At 59.2% G+C, this 768-nt stretch carries 2 protein-coding genes; both read right to left on the reverse strand.

Annotated elements, in window-relative coordinates; genetic code table 11:
* Positions 1-2: 2 nt before the first annotated feature.
* Positions 3-296 (reverse strand): DUF4148 domain-containing protein, encoded by a 294-nt coding sequence (locus ACODS0_RS27995; RefSeq protein WP_121419969.1) that lies wholly within the window; start codon positions 294-296, stop codon positions 3-5.
* Between the two features lie 82 nt (positions 297-378).
* Complete coding sequence (locus ACODS0_RS28000; RefSeq protein ID WP_121419970.1) at positions 379-666, reverse strand: DUF4148 domain-containing protein; 288 nt, start codon at positions 664-666, stop codon at positions 379-381.
* Positions 667-768 lie beyond the last annotated feature (102 nt).

Consider the following 768-nt stretch of genomic DNA (forward strand, 5'->3'; position numbering starts at 1 on the left):
AATTACATGGCGCTGAATTCGCCCGAAGGGATCTTGCCAGTGCGCAGGGCTTCAGCAGCCTGGGCGCGCACAGCAGCGCGGTCAGCCGTGGACGTGTAGGTCACCACACGCGAACCAGCAGGCTCGATGCTGCGGGTCTGGGCCACGGTGGCGGCTTCAGCGGCCACTTCGGCACGGGTGCGGTTCGTGTCGAACTTCAGGGCAAATTGCGAACCATCGGCTTCGTCAGCGTGGGCGCCGAAAGCAGTGAAAGCGGCAACAGCGGCGATAGAGAGGAAACGGACAGACTTGTTCATGGTGAAACTCCAGTGAAATTCAAAAAATAGGGACGAGGTACTTGGCAATACGAAAACGTGTGAAGCGTGGATTCAACAAGAATCAACCACGCTCGCCCGAAGGGATCTGGCCAGCGCGCAGGGCTTCGGCAGCCTGGGCACGCACGGCAGCGCGGTCAGCCGTGGACGTGTAGGTCAACACACGCGAGCCTGCTGGCTCGATGGAGCGGGTCTGGGCAACGCTGGCGGCTTCTGCCTGCACTTCAGCGCGGGTGCGGTTGGTTTCAAATTTGGTAGCGAATTGCGAAGCATCGGCTTCGTCAGCCTGTGCGCCGAAAGAGGCGAAAGCGGCAACGGCAGCGATGGAGAGGAAGCGGGCGGTGTTGTTCATGATGAAAATCCTTGGAAGTTAAAAAGCGTCTCAAAAAAGCCGGGTCAAAAAACCATTCCTGAACCGGGTTCGGTGAGTCGCCTTGCGGGTTCGGCTCATCGA

It is taken from the genome of Acidovorax sp. FG60 (genome assembly GCF_057808995.1).

Bases quoted from the DNA above. Each gene is read 5' to 3' on its own strand.
- ACODS0_RS27995 (WP_121419969.1), bottom strand. From the start codon at position 296: ATGAACAAGTCTGTCCGTTTCCTCTCTATCGCCGCTGTTGCCGCTTTC.
- ACODS0_RS28000 (WP_121419970.1), bottom strand. From the start codon at position 666: ATGAACAACACCGCCCGCTTCCTCTCCATCGCTGCCGTTGCCGCTTTC.